This window comes from Georgenia sp. H159 (genome assembly GCF_035607575.1).
Classification (GTDB): Bacteria; Actinomycetota; Actinomycetes; order Actinomycetales; family Actinomycetaceae; genus Oceanitalea.
Genome location: NZ_JAYDZY010000001.1, coordinates 266,183 through 288,869, shown reverse-complemented (window position 1 = coordinate 288,869; position 22,687 = coordinate 266,183). Strand labels below are relative to the sequence as shown.

21 protein-coding genes and 1 tRNA gene are annotated in these 22,687 nt (G+C 75.0%); 9 read left to right on the top strand and 13 right to left on the bottom strand.

The window, feature by feature from the left end; genetic code table 11:
- Complete coding sequence (gene fdh / locus VR894_RS01395) at positions 1-3,336, bottom strand: formate dehydrogenase (RefSeq protein WP_324649511.1); 3,336 nt, start codon at positions 3,334-3,336, stop codon at positions 1-3.
- 88 nt (positions 3,337-3,424) lie between these two features.
- A complete protein-coding gene (selD, locus tag VR894_RS01390; RefSeq protein WP_324649510.1) occupies positions 3,425-4,420 on the bottom strand; it encodes a selenide, water dikinase SelD in 996 nt (331 codons plus the stop codon).
- Positions 4,421-4,500: 80 nt separating this feature from the next.
- Between selD and VR894_RS01385 the strand changes: the two genes are divergently transcribed.
- The 3 genes from VR894_RS01385 to VR894_RS01375 all read left to right on the top strand — a co-directional run bounded on the left by VR894_RS01385 (position 4,501) and on the right by VR894_RS01375 (position 7,672).
- Positions 4,501-4,595 (top strand) — tRNA-Sec (locus tag VR894_RS01385).
- A 21-nt stretch (positions 4,596-4,616) separates the two neighbouring features.
- Positions 4,617-5,918 carry an L-seryl-tRNA(Sec) selenium transferase gene (gene selA / locus VR894_RS01380; protein WP_324649509.1) on the top strand — a complete coding sequence of 434 codons (1,302 nt, stop codon included), beginning with the start codon at positions 4,617-4,619 and terminating at the stop codon, positions 5,916-5,918.
- Complete coding sequence (locus VR894_RS01375; RefSeq protein WP_324649508.1) at positions 5,918-7,672, top strand: SelB C-terminal domain-containing protein; 1,755 nt, start codon at positions 5,918-5,920, stop codon at positions 7,670-7,672. The genes selA and VR894_RS01375 overlap by 1 nt, the downstream gene beginning before the upstream one ends.
- 169 nt (positions 7,673-7,841) lie before the next feature.
- On the opposite strand, the gene menD is transcribed toward VR894_RS01375, so the two are convergent.
- Both menD and VR894_RS01365 read right to left on the bottom strand, forming a co-directional pair.
- On the bottom strand, positions 7,842-9,494 hold the full coding sequence (gene menD / locus VR894_RS01370) for a 2-succinyl-5-enolpyruvyl-6-hydroxy-3-cyclohexene-1-carboxylic-acid synthase (RefSeq protein ID WP_324649507.1): 1,653 nt from the start codon (positions 9,492-9,494) through the stop codon (positions 7,842-7,844).
- Entirely contained in the window at positions 9,491-10,471 is a 981-nt protein-coding gene (locus VR894_RS01365; RefSeq protein ID WP_324649505.1) for an o-succinylbenzoate synthase, read from the bottom strand. Before VR894_RS01365 ends, menD begins: the two co-directional genes overlap by 4 nt.
- A 54-nt stretch (positions 10,472-10,525) precedes the next feature.
- Here VR894_RS01365 and VR894_RS01360 point away from each other — a divergent pair, with 54 nt between their 5' ends.
- Positions 10,526-11,476 carry a 1,4-dihydroxy-2-naphthoyl-CoA synthase gene (locus VR894_RS01360; RefSeq protein WP_324649504.1) on the top strand — a complete coding sequence of 317 codons (951 nt, stop codon included), beginning with the start codon at positions 10,526-10,528 and terminating at the stop codon, positions 11,474-11,476.
- 320 nt (positions 11,477-11,796) lie between these two features.
- On the opposite strand, the gene VR894_RS01355 is transcribed toward VR894_RS01360, so the two are convergent.
- Positions 11,797-12,837 (bottom strand): DUF3048 domain-containing protein, encoded by a 1,041-nt coding sequence (locus tag VR894_RS01355; RefSeq protein WP_324649503.1) that lies wholly within the window; start codon positions 12,835-12,837, stop codon positions 11,797-11,799.
- 60 nt (positions 12,838-12,897) lie between these two features.
- On the opposite strand from VR894_RS01355, the gene VR894_RS01350 reads away from it, so the two are divergent.
- Together VR894_RS01350 and VR894_RS01345 are read left to right on the top strand one after the other, a co-directional pair.
- A complete protein-coding gene (locus tag VR894_RS01350; RefSeq protein ID WP_324649502.1) occupies positions 12,898-14,091 on the top strand; it encodes an AMP-binding protein in 1,194 nt (397 codons plus the stop codon).
- 51 nt (positions 14,092-14,142) lie between these two features.
- Positions 14,143-15,012, top strand: coding sequence for a 1,4-dihydroxy-2-naphthoate polyprenyltransferase (locus VR894_RS01345; RefSeq protein WP_324649501.1), 870 nt, complete (start codon positions 14,143-14,145; stop codon positions 15,010-15,012).
- A 47-nt stretch (positions 15,013-15,059) separates the two neighbouring features.
- Here VR894_RS01345 and VR894_RS01340 read toward each other — a convergent pair whose 3' ends face one another.
- On the bottom strand, positions 15,060-15,344 hold the full coding sequence (locus tag VR894_RS01340; RefSeq protein ID WP_324649500.1) for a DUF4229 domain-containing protein: 285 nt from the start codon (positions 15,342-15,344) through the stop codon (positions 15,060-15,062).
- Between the two features lie 120 nt (positions 15,345-15,464).
- Here VR894_RS01340 and VR894_RS01335 point away from each other — a divergent pair, with 120 nt between their 5' ends.
- On the top strand, positions 15,465-15,926 hold the full coding sequence (locus tag VR894_RS01335) for a PLD nuclease N-terminal domain-containing protein (protein ID WP_324649499.1): 462 nt from the start codon (positions 15,465-15,467) through the stop codon (positions 15,924-15,926).
- A 35-nt stretch (positions 15,927-15,961) separates the two neighbouring features.
- Here VR894_RS01335 and ccsB read toward each other — a convergent pair whose 3' ends face one another.
- Genes ccsB through VR894_RS01310 form a run of 5 tightly spaced genes read right to left on the bottom strand, consistent with a single transcriptional unit; the run spans position 15,962 to position 20,613 of the window.
- Complete coding sequence (gene ccsB, locus VR894_RS01330) at positions 15,962-16,930, bottom strand: c-type cytochrome biogenesis protein CcsB (protein WP_324649498.1); 969 nt, start codon at positions 16,928-16,930, stop codon at positions 15,962-15,964.
- On the bottom strand, positions 16,927-18,507 hold the full coding sequence (gene resB / locus VR894_RS01325) for a cytochrome c biogenesis protein ResB (RefSeq protein WP_416380786.1): 1,581 nt from the start codon (positions 18,505-18,507) through the stop codon (positions 16,927-16,929). The genes ccsB and resB overlap by 4 nt, the downstream gene beginning before the upstream one ends.
- The gene (locus tag VR894_RS01320; RefSeq protein ID WP_324649497.1) at positions 18,507-19,325 is read right to left on the bottom strand and encodes a cytochrome c biogenesis CcdA family protein; all 819 of its coding nucleotides are present in this window, start codon (positions 19,323-19,325) and stop codon (positions 18,507-18,509) included. Before VR894_RS01320 ends, resB begins: the two co-directional genes overlap by 1 nt.
- Positions 19,322-19,906: a TlpA disulfide reductase family protein gene (locus VR894_RS01315; protein WP_324649496.1), complete on the bottom strand. Its 585-nt coding sequence runs from the start codon at positions 19,904-19,906 to the stop codon at positions 19,322-19,324. The genes VR894_RS01320 and VR894_RS01315 overlap by 4 nt, the downstream gene beginning before the upstream one ends.
- On the bottom strand, positions 19,903-20,613 hold the full coding sequence (locus VR894_RS01310; RefSeq protein WP_324649495.1) for a histidine phosphatase family protein: 711 nt from the start codon (positions 20,611-20,613) through the stop codon (positions 19,903-19,905). Before VR894_RS01310 ends, VR894_RS01315 begins: the two co-directional genes overlap by 4 nt.
- 151 nt (positions 20,614-20,764) lie before the next feature.
- On the opposite strand from VR894_RS01310, the gene VR894_RS01305 reads away from it, so the two are divergent.
- On the top strand, positions 20,765-21,322 hold the full coding sequence (locus tag VR894_RS01305) for a YceI family protein (RefSeq protein ID WP_324649494.1): 558 nt from the start codon (positions 20,765-20,767) through the stop codon (positions 21,320-21,322).
- 81 nt (positions 21,323-21,403) lie between these two features.
- Here the strand turns inward: VR894_RS01305 and VR894_RS01300 are convergent, their stop codons facing one another.
- On the bottom strand, positions 21,404-21,646 hold the full coding sequence (locus tag VR894_RS01300; RefSeq protein WP_324649493.1) for a glutaredoxin family protein: 243 nt from the start codon (positions 21,644-21,646) through the stop codon (positions 21,404-21,406).
- 36 nt (positions 21,647-21,682) lie between these two features.
- Here VR894_RS01300 and VR894_RS01295 point away from each other — a divergent pair, with 36 nt between their 5' ends.
- Positions 21,683-22,513, top strand: a complete 831-nt coding sequence (locus tag VR894_RS01295) for an HAD-IB family hydrolase (protein WP_324649492.1) — start codon at positions 21,683-21,685, stop codon at positions 22,511-22,513.
- Between the two features lie 74 nt (positions 22,514-22,587).
- On the opposite strand, the gene VR894_RS01290 is transcribed toward VR894_RS01295, so the two are convergent.
- Complete coding sequence (locus VR894_RS01290) at positions 22,588-22,686, bottom strand: 30S ribosomal protein bS22 (RefSeq protein ID WP_005504750.1); 99 nt, start codon at positions 22,684-22,686, stop codon at positions 22,588-22,590.
- Position 22,687 lies beyond the last annotated feature (1 nt).

The window sequence follows — 22,687 nt, the reverse complement described above, 5'->3', positions numbered from 1 at the left end:
TCAGCTGCCCTCCAGTGGTCGGTACGGAGCGGCGTCCCCACCGTCGGAGCGGGTGACGGCCCGCGGGTCGGCGGTGACGATCGGGCGGGCGGTGTCCGTCCCGGCGCGACGGCGGTAGCCGTCGAGCAGCGCGAGCAGCTCCCGGCCCCGCGGCCGGCGGCCGGCGCGGATGTCGCAGGTGCCGGCCTTGGTCTCCTGGATGAGCACGTTGGGGTCCAGGCTGATGCCGAAGAGGTCGTTCGTCGAGTCGCCGGTGACCAGCCCCTTGCTCCCCCAGTGGTAGGGCAGCCACACCTGGTGGACGACACGGCCGGCGACGCGCAGGGGGCGCAGCCGGTCGGTGACCACCACGCGTCCCTCGACCGCGGCCCGGGCGGTGACCACGTGGCACCAGCCCAGGTGCTCGAGCCCACGCTCCCGCGCGAGCGCAGGGGAGACCTCGACGAACATCTCGGGCTGCAGCTCGGCCAGGTACTCCAGGGTGCGGCTCATCGCGCCGGCGGTGTGGTGCTCGGTGAGCCGGCTCGTGGTGAAGACGAAGGGGAAGACGTCCGCACCTGCCGTCGGCGGGCTGGGGTGCATCGGGTTGACCGCCTCCCGGTACTCGATGCGGGTGGGGTTGGCCTGCTGCCCGTAGAGCGCGTTGCGGAAGGGTGACTCGACGGGCTCGTAGTGCGTGGGCAGCGGGCCGTCGATGAGCCCGCTCGGGACGAACAGGGCGCCGCGGCCGTCGCCCTGCATGATGAACGCGTCGGTCCCGTCCAGGCCGTCGACACCGACGGCGCCGGGCTCGTGGCGGTAGGACGGCGGCTTGGTCCGCTCGAAGTCCGGGACGTCGTGGCCCGTCCACTCCCCCAGCTCCTCGTCCCACCAGACGTAGGCCTTGCGCTCGCTCCACGGGCGGCCCTCCGGGTCGGCCGAGGCACGGTTGTACAGGATGCGCCGGTTCGCGGGCCAGACCCAGCCCCACTCCGGCGCGACCAGGCTCTGCTCGGAGCCGGGCTTGCGGCGGGCGGCCTGGTTGACACCGTCGGCGAAGACACCGGTGTAGATCCAGCAGCCGCCGGCGGTGGAGCCGTCGTCCCGCATCTCGGTGAACGTGGACAGCGGCCGCCCGGTCGCCACCTCGAAGCCGTTGATCTCCCTGAGGACGGCCTCGGCGCTGGGCTCGTCGTGCTCGCCGTGGACCGGGTAGTCCCAGGTGAGGTCGAGCAGCGGGCGGTCGCGCTCGAGGTTCTCGGCCGCCAGCCGCTCCCGCAGGATCCGGCCCAGGTGGTAGAAGAACCACAGCTCCGAGCGACGGTCACCGGTGGGCTCGACCGCCTGCTCACGCCACTGGAGCATCCGCTGGGTCTGGGTGAAGGTGCCCTCCTTCTCCACGTGGGAGGCGGCCGGCAGGAGGAACACCTCGGTGGCGCACTCCTCGGTGACGATCTCCCCGGTCTCGATCTCCGGGGAGTCCTTCCAGAAGGAGGCGCTCTCGATCTCGTAGAGGTCCCGGACGACGAGCCAGTCAAGCTGGGCCATGCCCAGCCGCTGCGCCTTGCCGTGGGCGGAGCCGACGGCGGGGTTCTGCCCGAGCAGGAAGTAGCCCTTGACGGTGCCGGCGATCATGTCGAGCACCGTGCGGTAGGTGCCGTGGTCCCCGTCGATTCGGGGCAGGTAGTCGTAGCACCAGTCGGTCTCGGCGGTGGCGGCCTCACCCCAGTACGCCTTGAGCAGGTTGACGGCGTAGGCGGCGCCGTTGCCCCAGAAGCCCTTCCTGCCGGGCATGCTCATGTCCTCGACCCACGCCCCGAAGTCGGGGTGCTGCGCGGCGTCGGGCATGACGAGGTAGCCGGGCAGCAGGTTGAAGAGCGTGGGGATGTCCGTGGAGCCCTGGATGCTCGCGTGGCCGCGCAGTGCCATGACCCCGCCGCCGGGGCGCCCCATGTTGCCGAGCAGCAGCTGGATGATCGAGCCGGTGCGGATGTACTGGGCACCCACGCTGTGCTGGGTCCAGCCCACGCTGTACACCAGGGCGGTGGTGCGCTCGCGGCCCGAGGCCGCCACCCAGGCCTCGGCGACCTCGTGGAACTGCTCGGGGCTGACCCCGCACGTCTCCTCGACGAGCTCCGGGGTGTACCGCGCGAAGTGGCGCTTGAGCACCTGGTAGACGGTGCGCGGGTCCTGCAGCGTCTCGTCGCGCTGCGGCTCCTCGGGCACCGGCATGCCGTGGGACTCGTGCTGCATACCGGAGGCGGTCGCGCGGTCCGCGGCGGCCTCCCCCTCGTCCTCGCCGGTGGATTCGGCGCCGGCGTACTGCCAGGTCGCGGTGTCGTAGGTGCGGGTCGCGGGGTCGAAGCCGGAGAACAGCCCGTCGAGGTCGTCGGTGTCGAGGAAGTCCTCCGACACGATCGACGCGGCGTTCGTGTAGGCGAGCACGTACTCCCGGAAGTCGAGCTCGTTGCTGAGGATGTAGTTGATGACCGCGCCGAGGAAGACGATGTCGGTACCCACGCGGATCGGCATGAATGTGTCCGCGAGCGCGCTCGTGCGGGTGAACCGGGGGTCGACGTGGATCACCTTGGCGCCGCGCCGCTTGGCCTCCATCACCCACTGGAAGCCCACCGGGTGCGCCTCGGCCATGTTCGACCCCTGGATGACGATGCAGTCCGCGTTGACGAGGTCCTGCTGGAAGTTGGTGGCCCCTCCTCGGCCGAAGCTGGTCCCCAGACCGGGGACCGTGGCGGAGTGTCAAATACGGGCCTGGTTCTCTATCTGCACCGCGCCCATCGCGGTGAAGAGCTTCTTGATGAGGTAGTTCTCCTCGTTGTCCAGGGTCGCCCCGCCGAGCGCCGCGATGCCCATGGTGCGGCGCAGGTGGCGGCCGTCGGCGTCGGTCTGCTGCCAGGTCGCCGCCCGGGTGGTCAGGACGCGGTCGGCGATCATCTCGACGGCGGTGCCGAGGTCGAGGTCCTCCCACTCGGTGCCGTAGGGACGCCGGTAGCGGACCTTCTCCAGCCGGTCGGGGCTCGTCACCAGGCTCTTGCTCGCCGAGCCCTTGGGGCACAGCCGGCCCCGGGAGATGGGACTGTCCGGGTCACCCTCGATCTGGACGACCTTCTCGTCCTTGACGAAGACCCGCTGCCCGCAGCCGACGGCGCAGTAGGGGCAGACGCTACGGGCCACGCGGTCCGCGGTGGCGGTGCGGGGGACGAGCTCCTCGGTGCGCCGCGAACGGGCGGCCTTGCCGCGCCCGAGCACGTCGGTGCCGGTGAGCTGGCGCAGCACGGGCCAGCTGAGGAACGTCGCCACTGCCCACCCCCTCCCGAGTCCGGCCACCGTAGCGCCCATCGCGGCGTGACGCACCGCACATGGCGCCCGTCCTGTCCTCCACCGCTCGGCAAGATCGCAGTCCCGGTCCGGGCGGCGCCGGGCCGCGTCAGCGCACGCGGACGGTCCACTCCTCGGCGGGGACGAGCTCGCCGATGACGGGGTGGCCGGGCAGCTCCCCGACGACGAGCAGCCCGCCGGAGGTCTGGGCGTCCGCGAGGAGGACGAGCTCGTCGTCGTCGACGTCGGAGGCGAGGTGCGGGCGCACCCACTGCAGGTTGCGCCGGCTGCCGCCGGGCACGTAGCCGGCGGCGTAGGACTCCCGGGCGCCGCCGACGTAGGGCACCGCCGCGGAGTCGACGACGGCGCTCACCCCGCTGGCGCGGGCCAGCTTGTACAGGTGGCCGAGCAGCCCGAACCCCGTGACGTCGGTCGCGGCCCGGACACCCGCGGCGAGCGCCGCCACCGAGGCGTCCCGGTTGAGGGCCGTCATCACGGCGACCGCCTCCGCGAAGTGCTCCCCGGTGGCCTTGTGCCGGTTGTTGAGGACCCCCAGGCCCAGCGGCTTGGTGAGGGTGAGCGGCAGGCCGGCCCGCCCCGCGTCGTTGCGCAGCAGCCGGTCGGCGTCGGCGATCCCGGTGACCGCCTGCCCGTACTTCGGCTCGGGGTCGTCGACGCTGTGGCCGCCGCCGAGGACGGTGCCGGCCTCCGCGCAGACCGCCGCGCCGCCGCGCAGCACCTCGGCGGCGACGTCGAAGGGGATCCGGTCCCGCGGCCAGGCCAGGAGGTTGACCGCCACGATCGGCGTCCCGCCCATCGCGTAGACGTCGGACAGGGCGTTCGCGGCGGCGATGCGTCCCCAGTCGTAGGGGTCGTCGACGACGGGGGTGAAGAAGTCGGCGGTCGCGATGACGGCGCGGCTCCCGTCGATGCGGACGGCGGCGCCGTCGTCGCCGTTCTCGATCCCGACGAGGAGGTCGGGGTGGGCGGTCACGGGAAGTGCCCCGAGGACCCGCTCGAGCTCGCCGGGCGGCACCTTGCACGCGCACCCTCCTCCGGAGGCGTGCTGGGTGAGGCGGAGCTCGGGGTAGGTGAGGGTCGTCACACGGGCGACCTTACGTCGCCTCCCCGCCGCCGGGGCCCGGTTCGCGGGTGGCGGGGCGTGCTGCTGGTTAGGCTGCACGCGGAGGCGTACCTCGTCTGGTGACGGGCGCGGTCTTCAAAGCCGTAGTGGTCGAGCAGCTCGGCCAGGCGGGTTCGATTCCCGTCCGCCTCCGCCACCGACCCCAGGGAGGCCCGTGGTGCCCGATCCTCGGCGCGCGACGCCGCGCACCGACGCCGTCCTCGCGGACCCCGCACTCGCCGAGGCGGCCGAGCGCCTCGGGGCGACCCTCGTGAGAGACGCCGCCCGGCAGGCGATCGAGGAGTGCCGGCAGGGACGGGTCAAGCCGGCGGACGTCGTCGCCGTCGCGCTCGGGAGGCTCCCGGCGACGACGACGACGCTGCGACCCGTCGTCAACGCGACCGGCGTGCTCGTCCACACCAACCTCGGCCGGGCGCCGCTGTCGGCCGCTGCCGTGCGCGCGCTGGAGGTCGCGGCCGGGACCACGGACGTCGAGCTCGACCTCGCCACCGGGCGGCGTGGCAGACGCGGGCGGGGTGCACTGGAGGCGCTCGCGCGGGCCGTGCCGGACGCGGGCGGCGTGCACGTCGTCAACAACGGGGCCGCGGCCCTGGCCCTCGTGGCGCTCGCCTGGGCGGCGGGCCGCTCGGTCGTCGTCGCCCGCGGCGAGCTCGTCGAGATCGGCGACGGGTTCCGCATCCCCGAGCTCGTCGAGTCCGTCGGGGCCCGGCTGCGGGAGGTCGGCACGACGAACCGGGTGCGGCTGGAGGACTACGCGGACGCCGTCGACGACGACGTCGCCTTCGTGCTCAAGGTCCACCCGTCCAACTTCCGGGTCACCGGCTTCACCTCGAGCGTGCCTGTCGACCGGCTGGCGACGCTGCCGGTGCCCGTCGTCGCCGACATCGGCTCGGGTCTCCTCGCGCCGCACCCGCGGCTGCCGGACGAGCCCTCGGCGGCGGCGGCGCTGCGCGCGGGGGCCACGGTCGTGACCGCGTCCGGGGACAAGCTGCTCGGCGGCCCCCAGTGCGGGCTGCTGCTCGGTGACGCCGGCGCCGTCGCGGCCCTGCGACGCCACCCCTTCGCCCGCGCGCTGCGGGTCGACAAGCTCACCCTCGCGGCTCTCGAGGCCACCCTCGTCGGGCCCCCGCCCCCGGTGCCGGCGGCCCTCGGCACCGACCCGGCGGAGCTGCTGCGCCGCGCGCGGGCACTCGCCTCCGCGCTGGCGCCGGATTTCGCGGCGGAGGCGGTGGAGAGCGTGGCTGCCGTCGGAGGCGGTGGCGCACCCGGCGTCGATCTCGCGAGCGCCGCGGTGGCCGTGGACGAGGCCTGGGCGGTCCCGCTGAGGACCGGCCGGACGCCCGTCCTCGGTCGCTCCTACCGCGGCCGGCTGCTGCTCGACCTGCTCGCCGTGCCGCCCGAGCAGGACGCCGTGCTCCTCGGGGCGCTCCGGGCGGTGGCCGCCTCCGGGCGCACGTGATGCACGTCGTCGCCACGGCGGGGCACGTCGACCACGGCAAGTCCGCCCTCGTCACCGCCCTCACCGGCACCGAGCCGGACCGGCTGGAGGAGGAGCGGCGGCGCGGCCTGTCGATCCAGCTCGGCTACGCGTGGACGACGCTGCCCGGCGCCGGTAAGGTCGCCTTCGTCGACGTCCCCGGCCACGAGCGGTTCATCACGACGACGCTGGCCGGCCTCGGCCCGGTGCCCTCCGTGCTGTTCGTCGTCGCCGCGGACGACCCGTGGATGCCGCAGGCCGCCGAGCACCTCGCCGCCCTCGACGCGCTCGGCGTGGAGCACGGGGTCCTCGCCGTGACCCGCGCGGACCTCGCGGACCCCGCCCCGGCCCGCGCGCGGGCGCTGGCGGAGCTGGGGGCGACCTCGCTCCGGGGCGTCCGCGCGGTGGCCGTCAGCGCGCGCACCGGGGACGGCCTGGACGAGCTGCGCCGTGCGCTCGGGGACATGGTCGCGGGCCTGCCGCAGCCCTCACCCGAGGAGCCCGTCCGGCTGTGGGTGGACCGCAGCTTCACCATGACGGGCGCCGGTGCCGTCGTGACCGGCACGCTGCCGGCGGGCCGGGTGGGTGCCGGGGACAGGCTGCGGTCGGCGCACGGTGAGCACCGGGTCCGCGAGGTTCAGTCGCTCGGGCGGCCGGTGGGGGTGGCGACCGGCGTGGCACGGGTGGCCCTCAACCTGTCCGGCGACGTGGAGCGCTCCGACGTGCTCGTCACCCCGGGGGCGTGGCACCACACCGAGGTGCTCGACGTGCGGCTCGGCCCCGCTCGGCTCGGCACCGGCGAGCCGCCGCAGCGGCCGCTGCTCCACATCGGCTCCGCGGTGCTCGCCGCCCACCACCGACCCCTGGGCGAGGGGCTGTCCCGCCTCACCGTGGGACGCCCGCTGCCGCTGCGCGTCGGGGACCGTGCGCTCCTGCGCGACCCGGGCACCCGGCGGCTGTGGGCGGTCACGGTGCTCGACCCCGCTCCCCCGCCGCTGGGGCGGCGGGGTGCCGCGCGGGCACGCGCCCGGGCCCTGGCCGGTGCCGACGGCCGGGCGGACCTCGCGGCCGAGCTCGACCGGCGGGGTGTGGTCTCCGCCGCGCTCCTCACCCGGATCGGTGTGCCGGCCGGGGACCTGCCCGACGGCGTGGTGGCGGCCGAGGACTGGCTGCTCAGCCCCGCCCGCGCCGCGGAGGCAGCCCGGGCGGCGGAGGACGTCGTGCGGGGACATGCGTCGTCCGCGCCGCTGGAGCCGCCGCTCACGCTCGCGGCGCTCGCCGAGCGTCTGGGGCTGCCGGGCCCGGAGGTCGTCGCGGCCGTGGTGGTCCCGTCGCTCCGCGTGGAGGCGGGCCGGGTGCGGCTCCCCGACGCCGACGCCGTCCCTGCCGACGTCCTCACGGCGGTGGGCGCCCTGCGCGGCCGGCTGGCACCGGACCCGTTCGCGGCTCCGGGCGCCGACGAGCTCGCGGCGCTCGGGCTGGACGCCAAGGTCCAGGCAGCAGCCGTGCGCGCCGGCCTCCTGCTGCGTCCCGCTCCCGGGGTGCTGCTCCTCGCCGGCGCGGACGACCTCGCCGTCGAGCGGCTGGGCGGGCTCCCTCAGCCCTTCACGGTGAGCGAGGCGCGACAGCACCTCGGCACCAGCCGACGGGTCGTGCTGCCCCTGCTCGCCCACCTCGACCGCACCGGCCGCACCCGCCGGCTGCCCGACGACCGCCGTCGCCTCACCGGCCGCTAGGGCGGGGACCGAAAGCCCGCCTGCACCGGACCGTGCGCCCGCTCTCGAACTGTGCGCCCGCTCTACTGGGCGCACAGTTCGAGAGCGGGCGCACGGTCCCCTCTGGGCCTGGGGACCGGGGGACCGGGGGGACTTGGGGCCGGGTCGCCGGTGGTCCGGTCGCGCAGGGTTACGCGAGCGCCCGCCGCACCGCCTCGGTGACCTGCTCCGACAACTGGGCCCGCTGCTCGCGCACCCGGGAGCGGTCGAGCAGCACCTCGACGACGGACCTGCCGCTCACCGGCGCGGCGAGCACCGCGGCGAGGTCCTCCTCGCTGCGGACGAGGGTGTGGCGCGCCCCGTACGCCGCGCTGAGGGCCGCGACGTCGACGGCCTGCGGCGTGCCGAAGACCCGCTCGAAGGTCGCGGCCCGCTCGGGAGCACCGTGCTCGAGGGTGGCGAAGATCGAGCCGCCGCGGTCGTTGAGGACGACGACCTGCAGGTCCACCTCCTCCTCCAGCTCGCCGCGCAGCAGGGCGCCGGCGTCGTGGAGGAAGGTGAGGTCACCGACCACGGCGCGCGCCGGCCCACCGGTCGCGAGGGCCAGCCCGGTCGCCGTCGACAGCGTGCCGTCGATGCCGGCGAGGCCGCGGTTGGCCACGAGTCGCAGACCCGTCGGCAGGGCGGCGGCGAGGTCCATGTCGCGCACGGTCATCGAGGAGCCGAGCACCAGCACACCCGGCTGCCCGTCGGTGGCCGCCGCGTCCGCGACCGCCCGGGCGACGGTGAGCCCGTCGAGCCCGGCGTGGGCGTCGAGCACCGCCGCAGCGGCGGAACCCGCCCGCCGCCACCGGGCGAGCCACCCGGCGTCGTCGGCCCCGGGGACGACGCGCACCGCACCGGCGACCCGCCCCGCGGTCCCGGCGACGTCCGGCCACACCGCGCCGGTGGGCGCGAGGACGACGACGTCGAGGTCCGGCCGGGCGAGCAGGGAGCTCACCGGCCGGGAGAGCGTGGGGTGGCCGACGACGACGACGCGCTCGACCTCGTCCCCGAGCTCGGCGAGGAGCAGCCGGTAGGCGGACACCGCGTTCGGCCCGGTCCGGGCACCGGACGTGGGCTCGGCGAGCAGCGGCCAGCCACCCTCCTCGGCGAGCCGGGCGGCGACCGCGCCCGCGCCGTCCCCGGCGACGACGACGGTCCGGCCGCCCGCCGGCACGTCGACCACGCCGCCCGGTCCGCGCCACGCGACGACGTCGCGCCGCCCGGGCGCCGCACCCGGGTCCCACGGGTGTGTGGGCACGAGCGGGTCACGGAAGGAGAGGTTGAGGTGGACCGGCCCCGGGTCACCGGACCGGGCACCGGTGGCCGCGGCGAGCGCCCGGACCACGACCTGCCGGATCGCCCCGGGGGGTGTGTCCGCCGGGACGTCGGCCTCCCAGCGGGGGGCGGCGGCGAAGATGCCCACCTGCTCCGTCGTCTGGTTCGCGCCGGTGCGGCGCAGCTCGTGGGGACGGTCGGCACTGAGGACGACGACGGGCACGCCGCTGTGCGCCGCCTCGAGGACGGCCGGGTGGAGGTTGGCCACGGCCGTGCCGGACGTGGTGACGACGGCGGCCGGCGCGCCGTCGGCGCGGGCGAGCCCGAGGGCGACGAACCCGGCGACGCGCTCGTCGACCCGCACGTGCAGGCGCAGCCACCCGGCGTCGTGCGCGGCGAGCAGGGCGTAGGCGAGCGGGGCGCTGCGCGAGCCCGGCGAGAGGACGACGTGGCGCACCCCGCCGCGCACGAGCTCGGTGACGACCTCGCGGGCGAGCAGCGCCGCCGGGGCCTCGCGGCTCACCGGGCCGCCCCCGCGACGTCCCGCAGGCGGGCCGCCCAGCGGTCGTGGACGTCCGGCGGGGCGGCGACGGCGGCGAGGCTGGCGTCGGTGGGGACGGCCGCGGTCACCGGCAGGTAACCGTCGTGGGGCACGAGCGGCGCGGGGACGGTGTCCCGCTCGAGCAGCCGGACGGTCCCCAGCCCGCACGCGTGGTGCAGCTCGGGCAGGGCGGCGGCGAGCGCGACACCGGCCGCGATCCCCACCGAGGACTCCAGCGCGGAGGACACGACCACCGGCAGCCCCACCTCCTCCGCGAGCCGCAGGCAGGCGCGCACCCCGCCGAGCGGCTGCACCTTGAGGACGACGACGTCGGCCGCCTCGGCGCGCCGCACGGCCAGCGGGTCCTCGGCGCGGCGGATCGACTCGTCCGCGGCGATGGGCACGTCGGTGCGGCGCCGCAGGGTGGCGAGGTCCTCGACGGCGGCGCACGGCTGCTCGGCGTACTCCAGGCCCCCGGCGGCGCGGTCGAGCAGGGCGAGTCGCCTGAGCGCCGTGTCGAGGTCCCACGCGGCGTTCGCGTCGATGCGGACGAGGCCGTCCGGGCCGAGGGTGTCGCGCACCGCCTCGAGCCGCGCCTGCTCCTCGCCGACGTCCTGCCCGGGCTCGGCGACCTTGACCTTGGCGGTGCGGCAGCCCCTGCTCGCGGCGACGATCGCCGCGGCCTGCTCGGGCCCGACGGCGGGCACGGTGACGTTGACCGGGACCCGGTCGCGGACCGGGGCGGGCCAGCCGAGGTCGGCGGCCTCGAGCGCCGCGGCGAGCCACGGGCGGCACTCGGCGTCGGCGTAGTCCCAGAACGGGGAGAACTCACCCCAGCCCGCGTCACCCCGCAGCAGGACGCCGTCGCGCGTGGTGATGCCGCGGAAGCGGGTGGTCATCGGGGTGGAGTAGACGGCCGTGGGCGGCGGGACGGCGTGGGCGCCGGACGGGAGGGACACGCCCCCGAGGATAGGGCGCCGGTCGGCACCCGGCCCCCGCATAGGCTGACGGCCATGACCGAGCAGCCCGACCAGCCCTTCGACCCGCGCCGGTGGCGCCGCGTCGAGGGATTCGACCTCACCGACCTCACCTACCACCGGGCCGTCGACGAGCAGGGCGCGGACCTTCCCGCGGTCCGCATCGCCTTCGACCGGCCCGAGGTCCGCAACGCGTTCCGTCCCCACACCGTCGACGAGCTCTACCGGGCGCTCGACCACGCCCGCATGACCTCCGACGTCGCCGCCGTCGTCCTCACCGGCAACGGCCCGAGCCCCAAGGACGGCGGCTGGGCCTTCTGCTCCGGCGGGGACCAGCGCATCCGCGGCCGTGACGGGTACCGGTACGAGACCGACGACGCCGACCCGCACGCGGAGACTGCCCGGCGGCGCGAGCAGATCGACCCGGCGCGCGCCGGACGCCTGCACATCCTGGAGGTCCAGCGCCTCATCCGGACGATGCCGAAGGTCGTCATCGCCGCCGTGAGCGGGTGGGCCGCCGGCGGAGGGCACTCCCTCAACGTCGTGTGCGACCTGTCCATCGCCTCGCGCCAGCACGCACGGTTCAAGCAGACCGACGCCAACGTCGGATCCTTCGATGCCGGGTACGGCTCCGGGCTGCTCGCGCGGCAGGTCGGCGACAAGCGTGCGCGGGAGATCTTCTTCCTCGCGCGGGAGTACTCCGCGCAGGACGCCGAGCGCTGGGGCGTCGTCAACGAGGTCGTCGACCACGCGGACCTGGAGACCACCGCGCTGGGGTACGCCCTCACCATCGCGGGCAAGTCCCCGCAGGCGATCAGGATGCTCAAGCTCGCCTTCAACATGGTCGACGACGGCCTGGCGGGCCAGCAGGTCTTCGCCGGGGAGGCGACCCGGCTCGCCTACATGACCGACGAGGCGGCCGAGGGGCGCGACGCCTTCCTCGAGCGGCGCGACCCGGACTGGTCCCGCTTCCCCTACTTCTACTGACCGACGAAGCGGGCCGGAGGCGACGCGAACCGTCCCGGAATGCGGCTGTACCCGCAGCGCCCGGGCCCTCCATCCCTGACAGCCGCTGCGGGTACAGCCTCGTACGTGCCGCGTCGCGCAGGCCTCCACTCCTGCTCGGCGGGCACGCCCCCCGTTACCGTGCCTGCCACACCCCCTGCATCATCGAAGAAGCTCGTGGAGCGCGGTCACAGTCACCAGCATGGCCCCGCCGGAGGCGCCGGGGAATCGGCCTCCAGCATCGATTTGCCGCGGCTCGCGTCCTGCCGAGGGGGGAAGTTGCGTCCGCCCTTCGCATGACGTCAGCGCTGGACCTCGACGCCGCCCCGGTCCGCGGGCACGAGCTCGACCCACGTCGCGCCGGGTGCCAGCTCGACGACGCCGCCGTCGGCGGTGGTGAGCGTCACTGGGTCGGTGACGCTCGGTTTGGTCCACGTCGCCGCCACCGTGTGCCCGCCGGAGGCCACCAGGGCCTCACCCGTCCCGGTCATCACGGTCTCCGGGACGGCGTTCCCGGCCTGGTCCAGGCCGGCGGAGGCGACGATCTGCACGCGCATGACGACGACGTTCCGGGCGTCCAGCACCTCGCCGTCGACCGTGGTCGACGCCGTGCCGTTCTCGTCGCGCAGCCAGCGCCCGGACGCGGGGTCCCAGCTCCAGCCCGGTGCGGTCTGCGGGAAGCGCAGGCGCAGGGCGGACGCGGGCTCACCGATGCGGACGGCGGTCGGCTCCTCGCCGTCCGCGGCGAAGGCGAACTGCTCCGGCGGCGGCTCGGTCGCCGCCGCCTGCGGGAGGAGGTCCGCGAGGCGCCCGTAGAGGTTGTGGGGTGCGCGGCGGTCGGGGCTGCGGAAGAAGCCCGCGTCCCCCGCGTCGTTGGAGATGAGCTGGACGCCCTGGGCGTGGACCGAGTCGAGGAACATCGGCTGGCCGCCGGAGACGACCTGCGGTCCGCCGAGCGGTGCGACGATGCCGGCGTCCATCGGCCGCAGGGAGCGGACCGGGCCCACCACCTCCGGCAGCGTCGAGTGGAAGACGGCGTTGAAGCGGGTGATGCCGCCCTCGACCATCTCCTCCCACACGACGTCGGCGTCCCCCAGACCGGTCTGCGGACGTGCCATGGCGGTGTTCTCCACCTTGACCGCGATGGCCGGACGCCCCTGCAGGTCTTCCGCCGGCACGCCGGTGAGCGGCCACGTCGGGACGGGCGCGGGCGTCGGGGTGGCCGTCGGGGTGGGCGTCGGTGTCGCGGTCACCTGCTCGGTGGACTTCGGCGCGGACGTGCAGGCGGTGAGGGTGAGCAGCGCCGTCGCCAGCACCACCGCCCATCGGTGTCGTCCGGTCATCCGCCCCTCCTGGAGATCGCCCGGGACACCGTACCTCCGCCGACGTCCTACCCTGGCGGCATGAGGTCCCAGGAGTCCCGGCGCGTCGTCGTGCGTCCCGGCGGGACGGGAGCGGACGCGGTCACCGGGCTGCTGGCGGCCCTGCCCGGGGCGCTGGACGGCAGCGGACCGGCCCTGCGCCTGGTCGACCCGTCGCGACCCGAGCCGCCGACGCTCCCGGTCCCGCGGGGTGTCGCGGCCGTCGTCGCCACCTCCGGGTCCACGTCGGGGACCGGCCACCTCGTCGCCCTCGACGGCACCGCCCTGGTCGCCTCCGCCCGTGCCACCTACGAGCGGCTCGCCGGACCCGGCCGGTGGGTCGCCTGCCTGCCGGTCCACCACGTCGCGGGCCTCCAGGTGCTCGTCCGCTCGGTCGTCGCCGGCACCGAGCCCGTCGTCCTCGACACGGCCACCGGCTTCCGCGCCTCCGCGCTCGCGTCGGCGGTCCGGCAGCTGGGAGCGGACGTCCCCGGCTACCTCTCCCTCGTGCCCACCCAGCTCGCGCGGGTGATGGCCGACGACGACGCCGTCAGCGCGCTCAGGGCGCTCGCCGCGATCCTCGTCGGGGGCGCCCGGACGGCGGCCTCGCTCCTCGACGCGGCCCGCGACGCCGGCCTGCCCGTCGTCACGACGTACGGCATGACAGAGACCGGCGGGGGCTGCGTCTACGACGGCGTCCCCCTCGACGGGGTGGAGGTCGAGGTCGACGCCGACTCCCGGATCTGGATCGCCGGCCCGGTCCTGGCGCGGGGCTACCTCGACGACGAGCGGGCCGACCGGGAGTCCTTCCCCGAGCGGTCCGGCCGGCGCTGGCTGCGGACCGCCGACCGCGGCGTGCTCGCCGACGGCGTCCTCACGGTGCTGGGCAGGCTCGACGACGTCATCATCAGCGGCGGCGTCAACGTCTCGGCCGCCGCGGTCGAGCAGGCCCTGGGTGAGCTCGCCGGGGTGGGGGACGTCGTGGTCGTCGGCGTGCCGGACGACCACTGGGGGGCGCTCGTCACGGCGGTCGTCAGCGGCGACGGCGCTCCCGGCCTCGCGCGGGTGCGCGACCACGTCGCCGGCCTCCTCGGTCGCCACCTCGCGCCACGGGCCCTGGTGCACGTCGGCGAGCTGCCGCTGCGCGGGCCCGGGAAGGTCGACCGGATCGCCGCCGCCGCCCTCGCCCGCGACCTGCTCGCTGCCCGCGACCCCCGCACGGAGCTGATGGGCTGACGCCGCGCTCGGCGCAGATACGCTTGACGCCGTCCCTCAGCAAGGAGCTCCATGGCCACGTTCGCCGATTGGGTGGAAGGCGCCCGGATCCGCACCCTCCCCGCCGCCGCCGCACCCGTCCTCGTCGGCACCGGCGCCGCCTTCGCCCTCGACGCGGGCTCCGTGCCACGGGCCCTGCTCGCCGCCGGCGTCGCGCTGGCCCTGCAGATCGGGGTCAACTACGCCAACGACTACTCCGACGGCGTCCGTGGCACCGACGACCACCGCACCGGCCCCCCGCGGCTCACCGGCTCGGGCGCAGCAGCACCGCGGACGGTCAAGCTCGCGGCGTTCGGCTTCTTCGGTGTCGCGGCCGTGCTCGGCCTCGTCCTGTGCGCGCTGGCCGGGACGTGGTGGCTCGTCGCGGTCGGGGCGGTGAGCGTCCTCGCCGCCTGGGGATACACCGGCGGCAGCAGGCCCTACGGCTACCGCGGGCTCGGCGAGGTGGGTGTGTTCGTCTTCTTCGGCCTCGTCGCCACCCTCGGCACGACCTACACCCAGGCGCTGCAGGTGTCCTGGGCGGCGGTCGCCGGTGCGGTGGGGATCGGGCTCATCGCCTGCGCCCTGCTCATGGTCAACAACGTCCGGGACATCCCGACGGACACCGTGTCCGGCAAGCGCACGCTCGCCGTGCGCCTCGGGGACCGACGCGCCCGGCTGACCTACGTCGCCATGCTGGTCCTGCCGCTCGTGCTCGTCCTGCCGCTCGCGCCGGCGCACCCGTGGGCGCTGCTCACCCTGCTGCTCGTGCCCGTCGTCGTGCGGCTGGCCTTGATCGTGCTCGCCGGTGCGGTGGGGCGCGACCTCATCACCGTGCTGCGCGACACCGGGCTGCTCGAGCTCGGCTACGGCGTCCTGCTCGGCCTCGGGCTGCTGCTCTAGCCGGCCCGCCGAAGGAGCCTCCCCGCCGAGCCTCCGGGCGAGCACGGTCAGCGGTGGGGGTCGTCCTCGCCGTCGAGGAGCGCGTCCTCCTCCGCCTCGTCGTCGGCGATGTCCTTGTCGACCGTCCTCGGCGCGCCCCTGCCCTCACGTCGGCGGGCGATGACGGCCGCGGCCTCGTTCGCGTGCCGCGGGAGGGCGAGGAACGAGACGAGGGCGGCGACGACCACGGCGACGACGGCGAGCAGCCACCCCCGGAACCCGAGTAGCCACAGGAGGGCGAAGGCCCCGGCGAGCACCGCCAGGCGCAGGAGCGTGTATCGCAGGATCGGCACCCCAGCAGAATACGTCGCCTCCGGGCGGACCCTCCGCGGGGCCGTCGCGGACTGCGCTGTCGGCGGAATGGGACGGTCCGGCCCAACGCACCGGCTCCGAACGCTTAGGCTGGTCGTGATATGCGATACCTCCCGTTCGTCCTGCTGCTCGCGCTGGTCATCTACGCGCTCGTGGACTGCGTGCGCTACGAGGACAGCGACATGCCCGTCGGCCTCCCGAAGGCGATCTGGGTCATCCTCATCGTCGTGTTCCCCGGGGCCGGGGCGCTCGCGTGGCTCGTCGTCAGCCGGGCGGGCCGCCAGGTGGGACGGACCGCGCGGCCCGGGCAGCCGTCGCCGTCCGGCGGCTTCCCCAGCCGTCCGACGCCGCGCGCGCAGGCCCCGCGGCCGGTGGCACCCGACGACGACCCCGAGTTCCTCGCCAGCCTCGACCGGCCGCGACGCCGGCCGGACGGGCCGAGCCCCGAGGAGCCGGGCGCGGAGGAGCCGCAGGCGACCAGCGGGCCGACGGACGAGGGCCCGGCCGCCGGCGGAGCGAGCAACGCACCCGACGAGGACAACGGTCCAACCCCTCGCCACTGATCGCCGCGACGCGGGCGGGTCGGTGACGCCGGGCGTCAGAACGCGTACCCGTGCACCGTCTCGGTGAAGAGGTTCACCACGTAGTAGTTGCACAGGAGCAGCCCGAAGCCGGTGAGCCCGAGGTAGGCGGCCTTGCGCCCGTCCCAGCCGCGGGTGGCCCGGGCGTGGAGGTAGGCGGCGTAGACGACCCAGACGACGAAGGTGCCGACCTCCTTGGGGTCCCACGCCCACGGGCGGCCCCAGGCGTGCTCCGCCCAGATGGCGCCGGCGATGAGCGTGAAGGTCCACAGGAGGAAGCCGACGGCGTTGAGCCGGTAGGCGTACCGCTCCAGCTCGGCCGAGCTCGGCAGGACGTCGGCCAGCCGCCCCCAGAACCCACGACCCGGCCCGGCACCGGCGGCGGCGTCGCCGTCGGCGGCGGACGTCGCCGTGCCCGCGGCGCCCCCGGCGAGCGCCACGGCGGGCTCGCGCTCCGCCACGCGCGTGCGCTCCCCGCGCTCCTTGACGAGCTGGACCACGGACAGTGCTGCGGCAACCGCGAAGACGCCGATCGCCATCGTCGCGACGGAGACGTGGATGACGAGCCAGTAGTGGTCCAGCGCCGGGCGCACCCCGTCGGCCTCGATGTAGAGCACCGAGACGGCCAGGCCGAGGGCGAGGAGCGTCGGCGTGATGACGAGCGCGCCGAGGTACCGCAGGTCACGCCACCGCTGGATGAGCACGAAGGTGGAGACCGCGACGAGGGTGAAGACGATGGAGAACTCGTACATGTTGGCCCACGGCACCCGCCCGGCCGCGAAGCCGCGGGTGACCACGCCGACGACGTGCAGCGCGAGTCCCGCCGTCGTCGTCGTCATCGCGACGCGCACCGCCCGCCGCGGGCGCCCGGTGGGGCCGCCGTCCCGCAGCGCCGACAGGTCGATGCCGAAGGCGACCATCGCGATGCCGTAGGCGGCCATCGCGCCGTAGATCGCCAGCAGGCTCAGCTGGCCGAGGTCGTTCACGTGTCCTCCTGTGGTGTGGGCCCCACGGCCCGGACGGCGGTCATCACGCGCTCCAGCTCCCGCTCCAGCCCCGGGTCGTCCCCGCGGGCGAGCGCGGCCGCCTCGACAACTGTACGTCCGTCGTCGTGGGTGGTCCTCACCCAGAGCCGGCGGCGGGGCGCGAACAGCGAGGCAGCCAGCCCGGCCATCGCGAGCAGCGCGGAGACGAGGAGCACGGTGAGCGAGGGGTCGTAGCGCAGGTCGAGGGCGGCGAAGCGGGGCAGCGTGTCGAAGGAGATGGTGCCCAGGCCGTCCGGCAGCTCGACCTCCTGGCCCGGCTCGAGCAGGATCTTCGCCTCCTCCGGCCCGTCCATCACCTGCGTCATGCCGTCGGTGGCGAGCTCGTAGACGTTCTGCGGGACGCCGTCGTCCAGCCCGAGGTCACCGGCGTAGACGTCCAGGACGAGGAGCGGGGCGTTGGGCTGCGGGTGCACCGAGCGCGCCCCGGCCTCGTCGACGACCGCCGTCGGCAGCAGGTAGCCGGTGAAGCCGAGCTGGTCGAGTCCGGGCGAGACGTCCGGGACCTTGACGACGCCGCGGGAGGTGTAGAAGTCGTCCTCGGGCAGGAAGGGCACCGGCTGGGAGAAGGCCACCTCCCCCTCGGCGTCGCGGACGGTGAGGTGCGGCGCGAAGCCGTTGCCCGCGAGGTAGATGTTCGCGCCCGCAGCGTTGATCGGGTAGTTCACCCGGATGACGTCCTCGACCGTGTCGCCGTCGGGCTCGGTGACGACGACGTGCGCCGCGAAGTCCCGCGCCTGCGCGTCGACGGTGAACTCCGAGGCCATCTCGGTGAGGGTGAAGGTGAAGGGCTCGAGGTCGTCGCTGTCGACGAGGGTCCCGGGGGTGAAGGTGTCGTAGTCGACGACGGCGTTGGCGAAGGAGCGGCCCTCGACGACCACGGCCTGCCCGCGGTAGCTGAGCAGCTGACCGGCCGCGAGGGCGACGAGCACGCCGACGAGCGAGAGGTGGAAGACGATGTTCCCGGTCTCGCGCAGGTAGCCGCGCTCGGCGCTGAGACCGTCCGGGGTCCGCGCGACCCGGAACCGCCGGCCCAGGGCCGAACGCACCGCCCGGTCGACCTGCTCGGGCGACGCCGTCGTCGTGTGGGTGTCGCGCACGGGGAAGCGGGAGAGCCGGCGCGGGACCCTGGAGGGGGCGGCGCGCAGCGCGGCGACGTGCGCCCGTGTGCGGGGCAGGATGCAGCCGACGAGCGAGACGAAGAGCAGCAGGTAGATCGCTGCGAACCAGGGGGCGCCGTAGACGTCGAAGAGCCCGAGCCGCTCGAGCCACCGGGAGAGCTGCGGCTGGTCGGCCTTGTAGCTGGCGACCGCGGCTGCGTCCTGCGGCGCCTGCGGGAAGACGGCGCCGGGGAGGGCGGCGATCGCGAGCAGCATGAGCAGGAGCAGCGCCACCCGCATCGAGGTGAGCTGGCGCCACGCCCAGCGGAGCCAGCCGCGCACGCCGATGCCGGCCGGTGACGGCTGCGGCGCCTCCTGCGCCTCGTCCATCGTCCGCAGACCCTCGGGGCGGTAGGCCATCACACCACCGTCACGAAGTCGGCGACCAGGCCCTGCACCCAGCCGGCGAAGTGCCCCCACAGGCCGGTGACGAGCGCGAGGCCGACGAGCACGAGCAGCGCGCCACCGATCCGCATGATCGTCAGGCGGTGCCGCCGCAGGAAGCCCAGGGCGCGGGTGGTGCGCGAGTAGAGCAGCGCGATGACGATGAACGGCACACCGAGGCCGACGCAGTACGCGGCCGCCAGCAGCCCACCGCGGACGGGGTCACCGCCGTCAAGGGACAGGAGCAGCACCGCGGAGAGGGTCGGGCCGATGCACGGCGCCCAGCCCAGCCCGAACACGACGCCGAGGAGCGGCGCGCCCCACAGCCCGGCACGCGGGCTGAGGTGCAGCCGGCGGTCCCGCTGGAGGAAGGGCACGGCGCCCATGAAGGCGAGCCCCATGAGGATGACGACGACGCCCATCGCGCGGGTGAGGACGTCCACCCACGGCCGCAGCGCGAGCCCGAGCCCGCCGAAGACCACCCCGGCGAGGACGAACACGGCGCTGAAGCCCAGGACGAACAGGACGACGCCGAGCAGCAGGCGCCCCTGACCGGTGCCCGTGCGGGTCGCGGTCGCCGTCGAGGTCCGGCCGCCGGCGGCGCCGCGGCCGGTCCCCTGGCCCAGGGAGCCCGCCATCCCGCCCAGGTAGCCGACGTACCCGGGGACGAGGGGCAGCACGCAGGGCGAGGCGAAGGAGACCGCCCCGGCCAGCAGCGCCACCGGCACCGCGGCGAGCAGGGACCCGCTGAGGACGGTCGTGCGGAAGACCTCGGCGATCGCCTCCCAGCTCATCGGACGGCCTCGGAGAGGACGTCGTCGATCATGCCGCGCACGACGGCGGGGTCGATCTGGCCGAGCACCCGCCCCGCGACCCGACCCTCGGCGTCGAGCACGACGGTCGTCGGCATCGCCTGGAGCGGGACGACCCCCTGGAGTGCCGCGACACCGCTGGCGGCCTCGTCGTGGAGGCTCGGGTAGGGCACGCCGAAGGTGCGTTCGAAGGCCTGGGCCGTGGCGGCGTCGTCGCGCGGGTTGATCCCGAGCAGCCGCACCCCGCCGTCCGCGTAGTCGGCGTCGATGGCAGCCAGGTCGCCCGCCTCGGCGCGGCACGGCGGGCAGGCCGCGTACCAGAAGTTGAGGACGACGACGTCGCCACGCCAGTCCGCGAGGTCCACCGCCTCGCCGTCGTAGGTCGTGCCGACGAGCTCGACCGGGTCGCCGCGCTCCCCCGCCTCCCACGTCGTCCACGAGCCGTCGCCCGCCTGGTAGCCGGCGCCGGTGCTGTCCTGCGGCGTCTCGGCGGTGGTGCCGCACCCGACGAGTGCCAGGGCGGCGACCAGGGCCGCGGCCACGGCGCGCACGGCCCGGGTCACGCCGACCCCTCGCTGCCGCGCTCCTGCTGGGCGGCACTGCGGGGGATGGCGGCCCCGGACCCGCCCGGGAGCAGGTCGAGAGCACCGGCGACGAGGTCAGCGGCCGGCTCCCAGTAGGCGAGTCCCACCAGCCGGGTGCCGTCGAAGGTGAGCGAGGTGAGGGAGGCGAGGGAGCACTGGCGCCGGCGCGGGTCGTGCCACAGGGGCCGGCGCTCGAGGAACAGCCGGGTGACCCAGATCGGGAGCTGGTGGCTGACGAGGAGTGCCTCCCCACCATCGGCGAGGCCGCGGCGCACGTCGCCGACGACCGCCGTCATCCGGGCCACCTGGTCACGGTAGGGCTCACCCCAGCTGGGCCGCGCGGGGTTGACGTAGCGCCGCCAGTAGCGGGGGCTGGCGAGCGAGCCGCGCCGGCTGCCGACGGTGGTGCCCTCGAAGTCGTTGGCCGCCTCGATGAGCCGCTCGTCGGTCCCGACGTCCAGGCCGTACGCCTGCGCGGTCGGCAGCGCCGTCTCCTGCGCCCGCTGGAGCGGCGAGGCGACGACGCGGCGGATGTCGTGGCCGTTGCCGTGGAGGACCTCGGCCACGCGCCGGGCCATCTGCTGCCCGCGCTCGGACAGCCGGTACCCCTCGAGGCGTCCGTAGAGGATGCCGTCGGGGTTGTGGACCTCGCCGTGCCGCAGCAGGTGCACCGTGGTTCGCGACATGTCCCTAGTGTCGCAAACTCCGCGGCCCACCCGGCACGCCGGGCCAGTGCGCACGGTCACCACCGACCCGGGGCACGCACCTCTTGCGCGCGCCTGTCACCGGACGTATAGTTGAAGGGTCAAGTCAAGCGACAACCTTCCTGGAGACACCATGACGAGCACCCCCGCACCCGGCACGTACACCATCGACCCCTCGCACTCCGAGGTCGGCTTCACCGTCCGCCACGCCGGCATTGCCAAGGTCCGCGGCCAGTTCACCGACTTCTCCGGCGAGATCGTCGTCGCCGAGAGCTTCGCCGACTCCGCCGTCAACGTGACGATCCAGTCGGCCTCCGTCGACACGCGCGACGAGAACCGCGACAACCACCTGCGCAGCGCGGACTTCTGGGACGCCGAGAGCAAGCCGACCTGGACCTTCGTCAGCACGGGCGTCGAGGGCAGCGGCGAGGAGTTCACCGTCGCCGGCGACCTCACCATCAACGGCGTGACCAGGCCCGCCACCCTCGCGGTGGAGTACAACGGTGCGGCCACCGACCCGTTCGGCAACCCGCGCGTCGGCTTCAGCGCCACCACCGAGGTCTCCCGCAAGGAGTTCGGCCTCACCTGGAACGCGGCCCTCGAGACCGGCGGCGTGCTCGTCGGCGACAAGATCCGCATCGCCCTGGAGATCTCGGCCATCGTGGCCGCGGTCGAGGGCGCGCAGGCCTGACCCGTCCCCGCGCCCGGCGCGGGACCACGACCCTGCCGGCGGTCGGTGCCACGCGCACCGGCCGCCGTCGTCGTCCTCGCCTCAGCCCGCCAGCGCGCTCCTGAGCCGGCCGGCGTCGATCTGCCAGTAGCCCTGGACCACGCCGTCGACCTCGACGACGGGCACGTACTCCCCGTAACGGGCCTGCAGCCCGAGGTCGGCGTCCACGTCGACCTCGTCCCACCCGGCGTCGGCACGCTCGCACTCGACGACGACGACGTCGCGCGCCTCGTCGCACAGGTGGCAACCGGCGCGGGAGTACAGGACCACTCGGGAGTCGGGCACCCAGCGATCCTACGGGCGGCACCCTAGGGTGGGGACGTGCACGCGACGAGCAGCCCTTTAGCCGACGACGCGTCCCGCGAGCCCGCCGATGTGGTCGCCGCGTTCTTCGACGTCGACAACACGATCATCCGCGGCGCGAGCGCCTACCACCTCGCGCGCGAGCTGTACCGCCGCGACTTCTTCGGGCTGCGAGACATCGCCTTTTTCGCGCGGCACTCCGTCTCCTACTTCCTCCTCGGGGAGAGCCTGCGCCGGATCGCCGACGTGCGCGCCCGGGCGCTGCGCATCGTGCGCGGACGCACCGTCGCCGAGATCGTCTCGATCGGCGAGGAGGTCTACGACCAGGTGCTCGCGAACAAGATCTACCCCGGCGCCCGGGCGCTCATCGAGGAGCACCTGGCGGCGGGCCACGAGGTCTGGCTCGTCACGGCCACGCCCGCCGAGATCGCGGACCTGCTGGCCGCCCGTCTGGGCGCCACCGGTGCGCTCGGCACCATCGCCGAGTCCCGTGAGGGGGTCTACACCGGCAAGCTGGACGGCAACATGCTGCACGGCGAGGGCAAGAAGGCCAACGTCCTCACCCTCGCGGACGAGCGCGGGATCGACCTCTCGCGCAGCCACGCCTACGGCGACTCGGTCAACGACATCCCCCTGCTGGAGACGGTGGGCTCGGCGTGCGCGATCAACCCCGAGCCGCGGCTGCGGCTGCACGCCAGCGAGGTGGGCTGGCCGGTGCGAGACTTCCGCCGCCGCCGCAGGGACGTCGGCCGCGGGGTCCGCACCGGGGTGCGCAGCGCGGGCTGGGCCGGAGCGGTGTGGACGGCGGCCGCCGTCCTCCGCTCGCTGCGCCGCCGGACCGGTGCGTGACCGCACGACGTCCCGGTGACTGACCGCAGGGACGCGCCAGGCCCGGCAGTTGCCGGGCCTGGGGAGATCAGTGCCTACTTCTTGTTGCGGCGCTGGTGACGCGTCTTGCGAAGCAGCTTGCGGTGCTTCTTCTTGGACATACGCTTGCGGCGCTTCTTGATGACAGAGCCCATG

What these genes read in the sequence shown, in the direction of transcription:
- VR894_RS01335 (WP_324649499.1), top strand. Translation starts at nt 15,465, where the DNA reads ATGCGATACCTCCCGTTCGTCCTGCTGCTCGCGCTGGTCATCTACGCG.
- VR894_RS01345 (WP_324649501.1), top strand. Translation starts at nt 14,143, where the DNA reads ATGGCCACGTTCGCCGATTGGGTGGAAGGCGCCCGGATCCGCACCCTC.
- VR894_RS01310 (WP_324649495.1), bottom strand. Translation starts at nt 20,613, where the DNA reads ATGTCGCGAACCACGGTGCACCTGCTGCGGCACGGCGAGGTCCACAAC.
- VR894_RS01305 (WP_324649494.1), top strand. Translation starts at nt 20,765, where the DNA reads ATGACGAGCACCCCCGCACCCGGCACGTACACCATCGACCCCTCGCAC.
- VR894_RS01360 (WP_324649504.1), top strand. Translation starts at nt 10,526, where the DNA reads ATGACCGAGCAGCCCGACCAGCCCTTCGACCCGCGCCGGTGGCGCCGC.
- VR894_RS01320 (WP_324649497.1), bottom strand. Translation starts at nt 19,325, where the DNA reads ATGAGCTGGGAGGCGATCGCCGAGGTCTTCCGCACGACCGTCCTCAGC.
- resB (WP_416380786.1), bottom strand. Translation starts at nt 18,507, where the DNA reads ATGGCCTACCGCCCCGAGGGTCTGCGGACGATGGACGAGGCGCAGGAG.
- VR894_RS01350 (WP_324649502.1), top strand. Translation starts at nt 12,898, where the DNA reads ATGAGGTCCCAGGAGTCCCGGCGCGTCGTCGTGCGTCCCGGCGGGACG.
- VR894_RS01290 (WP_005504750.1), bottom strand. Translation starts at nt 22,686, where the DNA reads ATGGGCTCTGTCATCAAGAAGCGCCGCAAGCGTATGTCCAAGAAGAAG.
- VR894_RS01355 (WP_324649503.1), bottom strand. Translation starts at nt 12,837, where the DNA reads ATGACCGGACGACACCGATGGGCGGTGGTGCTGGCGACGGCGCTGCTC.
- VR894_RS01375 (WP_324649508.1), top strand. Translation starts at nt 5,918, where the DNA reads ATGCACGTCGTCGCCACGGCGGGGCACGTCGACCACGGCAAGTCCGCC.